Below are 4711 nucleotides of genomic sequence, written 5' to 3' on the forward strand. Positions count from 1 at the left end.
GTGCACCGGCAGCCGGCACAAGGACGCGCGGAACAACTGAAGCGCCGTTTCGCGCCGCTCGTCAACGGAGACGGGCTCGACCCGAGAAACTACGCTACGAATTTCAGCGATCGTGTCCTGCAGGCCGCGCGGCAGCGGGAGGCGACGCTCGATCGGCTTCTTCAACTCATGCGCCGATAGCGCTGCCCTTCTCGCATGCCCCGGCACGGGGTCTCTCGATCTCGTTCGAGGGCGCCACGGTCGAAATGCGATCGGTAGGCATAAATGGCGGGCGTGCCGCCCGTATGCAGAAACAAGACACGGTCTGCCGAGCTGAATCGTCCTTGCGCCGCAAAGTCGAGCAGAGCCGCGAAAGCTTTGCCGCTGTAGACGGGATCGAGGAGAAGCGCCTCGCGTTGCGCGGCAAGACAGATCGCATCGACAGTTCGGCTATCGGCCATACCGTAGTGGCCCGCGGAGTACCGGTCCTCCACGATAATTCGCTCGCGCAGCCTGTCCGCATCAAGGCCAACATCGGCGCATAGCTGTTCGAGTAACCCGGTCACGCGTGCGCGTACGCCGATCGGGTCGGCATCGATGTCGATCCCCACGACATCGATATCGAGGCCCAAAAGCGCAAAGCCCACGATCAATCCGGCCTGTGTACCGCCCGTTCCGCTGGCGTGCACGACATGCGTCAATGCGATGCCGGCGGATGCCGCCTGTTCAGCGATCTCGAGCGCGCAGCGCAAATAGCCGGTCGCGCCCAGGGCGTTGGCGCATCCGTACGGCACGACATAGGGGCGCCGCCCCTCGCGGCTCAGGCGGTCGGCCATGGCCTGAAGAAAACGCGGCTTGTCGTCTCGAACGCTCATCGGCTCGCAGGTCGCGCCGTATAGCCGATCCAAAAAGATGTTCCCGGTTTCGGCGTAGTCGTTGTCGACTACCGGTACGCGATCGGTGATCATGCCGAAATGGCAGGCCAGTCCGATCTTCGCGGCGGCGGCAGCGACCTGACGCACTGAGTTCGATTGGACGACACCCGCCGTCACGATCGTGTCGGCCCCGGAAGAGAGCACGGACGGTATCAGGTACTCGAGCGCACGCACCTTGTTGCCACCCCCACCCAAGCCGCTCGCGTCATCCCTCTTCACATAAATGCTCGGCGCGGCCGCAGACGGCATCAGCCGTCGCGCAGCCTCGAGCGGGGTCGGGAAATGCCCCAACGAACAGCGATCGAACTTCTCCAGGTGTTGGCGCAATCGAGACGCATTGTCGAGTTCCATGCCCGTCAGGCCCAAAAATTTGCGTGTGTGCACGAACATTATAATTTATACTTTATATCGTCAAGCGCTTCGCGCTGTCCCCTTCGTCAAAGCCCGATGGAACATCTCACCGCCACTCAATTCGCTGCGGACCGGATTCGAGAGTCCATTCTTTCGGGTGACCTGAAGCCAGGCGATCGCTTGCAACAGCATGCGCTGGCCGCCCTCTACGGCGTGAGCCACGTGCCATTGCGCGAAGCGTTACGCGGGCTGGAGAGCGAGGGTTTCATCTCGATCAGTCCTCGAAGAGGCGCCTTCGTGCAGCCTCTCACTCGGGAAGATGCGCAGGACATTTTTGAACTCCGAGCGTTGACGGAGTGCAGGGCCATGCTGTTGTCCGGCCCGAATTTGAAGGCGGGCCAGATTGCCGTGCTTCGTGAAATCTGCGAAGAGGCCGATGGCATAGAGGAACTGACGGAAAGCATTGAAGGCGAAGGCCGCCTGGCGCTGCTCAACGAATGGCATGACGTCAATGCGCGCTTTCATCGCGTGCTGTATAGCGAATGCGATCGACCGAGGCTGCTCGCTCTGATCGAGACGCTGTGGAAGAACACGAGTCGCTATGTCATGCTGCTGCGCCATCGCGGGGGCTATTTCGGCGTCTCGCAAGCCGAACATTGGAAGATGGTCGAAGCTGTATCCGATGGCCGGACCGAGGATGCCGTAAAGCTCATTCACGAACACATCCTGGGTGCGGCCGAACGGACGATCAGTTTATTGCCGCGATGAAACCGCGTGTAGGGCGCGTGTGCGAACGCCGAACCGGAGCTGCCAGGTAGTTATTACGCGACGGCCTTTTGCTCGCCCGCGGCCAGCTCGCGCATGCGACGCGCCTCGTCCCGCAGGAACTGCTGGTAATCGTCCAGATCGCCGTCGAACGGCTCGACGCCGCCCTTGGTGACGAGCCAGAACTCGTCGCATACGGCGCGCAGCAAGGACCGGTCGTGACTGACCAGCATCACGGTGCCTTCGAATTCGTTGAGCGCCACGCCCAGCGCTTCGCGAGTGGCCAAGTCGAGGTGGTTGGTCGGCTCGTCGAGCAGCAGCAAGTTAGGGCGTTGCCACACGATCATGCACAACACGAGCCGCGCCTTTTCGCCGCCGCTCATCGTGCCAACTGCCTGATGAACCGTGTCGCCGCTGAAGTTGAAAGTGCCGAGGAACGTACGAAGCGATTGTTCGGTGCCGCTCTGGCCGGGGGCGCGCATATGCGCCGGCGTATCCTTGGCAAGCCGGATCATGTGTTCCATGGGCGTGTCGAGAGGACGCAGAACGTCAAGTTCCTGCTGTGCGAAGTAGCCGATGTTCAGGCCTTTGCCTTCGCTGATTTCACCGGTGACCGGCGCCAGCGCGTGCGCCACCGTCTTCACCAACGTGGACTTGCCTTGGCCGTTGGCGCCTAGGATGCCGATGCGCTGCCCGGCCAGCACGGAACGGCTGATGCCCCGGACGATGACCGTGGGCGGCGTGCCCGGCAGTGCGCCCGCCGGCGCCGGGTAGCCGAAGCTCGCGTCCACCATCGAGAGCAGCGGGTTCGGGACGTTGAGCGGCTCTTTGAACTCGAAAGTGAACTCTGCTTCGGCGAGCACCGGCGCGATTTTCTCCATGCGTTCGAGCGCCTTGACCCGGCTTTGCGCCTGCTTCGCCTTCGAAGCCTTGGCCTTGAAACGATCGATGAATTTTTGCAGATGGGCGATCTTGTCCGCCTGCTTGGCCATCGCGGCCTGCTGCAGCACGAGCTGCTCGGCGCGCATGTCCTCGAATTTGCTGTAGTTGCCGCCATAGCGCACGAGCTTGGCGTTGTCGACGTGCACCGTCACCTGCGTCACCGCGTCGAGAAATTCGCGATCGTGGCTGATCACGACCAAGGTTCCTTGATAGCGCTTGAGCCACGCCTCGAGCCAGACCAATGCGTCGAGGTCGAGGTGATTCGTGGGTTCGTCCAGCAACAGCAAATCGGACGGACACATGAGCGCGCGCGCCAGCTGCAGACGCATGCGCCAACCGCCGGAGAAGCTGTTGACCGGCTGGCTCAGCTGCGCGGCGCTAAAGCCCAGGCCCAGAATCAGCGCTTGGGCGCGGGCCGGGGCATCATGGGCGCCGGCATCGTGCAGCGCCATGTAGGCGTGCGCCATGCGCATACCGTCGTCGCTGGCCTCCGCGGCGGCTACTTCCGCCTGCGCGGCCAACAGTTCGGTATCGCCATCGATCACGAAGTCGGTAGCACTCTGCTCGGTCTCCGGCATCTCCTGCGCGACCTGGCCCATTCTGCATCCAGGGGGAATCGAGAACTCTCCGGCATCTTCGTGCAGTGTGCCGTTCAGAAGGCCGAAGAAGGACGACTTGCCCGCGCCGTTACGGCCGACGAGGCCAATCTTTTCGCCGGGGGCGAAGGTGACGGACGCGCCGTCGAGTACGACATTGACGCCGCGGCGCAGCGTGACATTACGGACGGAAATCATAAGGCACTACTTAGGAGAGGATAGGGATGGAGCCGAGAGACGCAATGGGCTATCGGGCAGCCTAAGTGGCGTTCAGTTCCTGCAGGCGCCGCACGCGTGCTTCTTCTTCGAGGCGTGTCGCTTCGATTTCCTGCAGAACGCCTTCGAGGTCCACCGGCCCGGCCTGGACGTCGACGCGGCCGGTCAATTCGGCATCCTCATGCAGCAGCCCGGCTTCGTATAGCGCCCAGATCTCCGCGCCAAAACTCGCGGTAAGTAATTGCGGTGCGAACCGGCCGAAGTACGCAGCGAGATTGTCGACGTCCCGCTTGAGCATCGAGGCTGCTTCGTTGTTTCCTGCCGCGTCGACCGCCTGGGGGAGATCGATGATCACCGGCCCATCCGCCGCCAGCAGGATGTTGTATTCCGAGAGATCGCCGTGAATCATCCCTGCGCAGAGCATGCGGACAACCTGCTTCAGCAGGTACGCATGCAGTTCAAGGGCGCGCGTTTCGGTCAAATCGACGTCGTTCAGCCGCGGCGCAACATCGCCCGCCTCGTCGATCACCAACTCCATCAGCAATACGCCGTCCGTACAAATATACGGCTGGGGCACCCGCACACCGGCGGCGGCGAGGCGGAACAACGCATCGACTTCGGCGTTCTGCCATGACGCTTCCTGCATCTGACGGCCGTAGCGCGTGCCTTTTTCCATGGCTCGCGCCTGTCGGCTGTTCTTGACCTTGCGACCGTCCCGATACGACGCGGCTTGCCGAAAACTGCGCTGCTTCGCGTCCTTGTAGACTTTTGCGCAACGAGTCGATTCGCCACTGCGCACGACGTAGACGGTTGCCTCTTTGCCGCTCATCAACTGGCCGATGACTTCGTCAATGAGCCCTTCTTCGAGAAGCGGTGCGAGTCGCTTGGGAATCTTCATACGATCGCCGGCTGCGGCCCGTGGAACAG

At 62.4% G+C, this 4711-nt stretch carries 4 protein-coding genes; 1 reads left to right on the forward strand and 3 read right to left on the reverse strand.

Features of this window, described 5'->3' with window-relative positions; translation table 11 throughout:
* Nucleotides 1–161 precede the first annotated feature (161 nt).
* Nucleotides 162–1304, reverse strand: coding sequence for a D-cysteine desulfhydrase family protein (locus ACTHNR_RS18805; RefSeq protein ID WP_440549177.1), 1143 nt, complete (start codon nucleotides 1302–1304; stop codon nucleotides 162–164).
* A gap of 57 nt (nucleotides 1305–1361) precedes the next feature.
* Between ACTHNR_RS18805 and ACTHNR_RS18810 the strand changes: the two genes are divergently transcribed.
* Nucleotides 1362–2033: a GntR family transcriptional regulator gene (locus ACTHNR_RS18810; RefSeq protein WP_440549178.1), complete on the forward strand. Its 672-nt coding sequence runs from the start codon at nucleotides 1362–1364 to the stop codon at nucleotides 2031–2033.
* A 53-nt stretch (nucleotides 2034–2086) separates the two neighbouring features.
* On the opposite strand, the gene ACTHNR_RS18815 is transcribed toward ACTHNR_RS18810, so the two are convergent.
* Both ACTHNR_RS18815 and ACTHNR_RS18820 read right to left on the reverse strand, forming a co-directional pair.
* Entirely contained in the window at nucleotides 2087–3766 is a 1680-nt protein-coding gene (locus ACTHNR_RS18815; protein WP_440549179.1) for an ABC-F family ATP-binding cassette domain-containing protein, read from the reverse strand.
* A 61-nt stretch (nucleotides 3767–3827) separates the two neighbouring features.
* Entirely contained in the window at nucleotides 3828–4682 is an 855-nt protein-coding gene (locus ACTHNR_RS18820; RefSeq protein WP_440549180.1) for a PA4780 family RIO1-like protein kinase, read from the reverse strand.
* Between the last annotated feature and the right edge of the window lie 29 nt (nucleotides 4683–4711).

Source organism: Trinickia sp., from assembly GCF_051954495.1.
In the GTDB taxonomy this organism is placed as follows: Bacteria; Pseudomonadota; Gammaproteobacteria; order Burkholderiales; family Burkholderiaceae; genus Trinickia.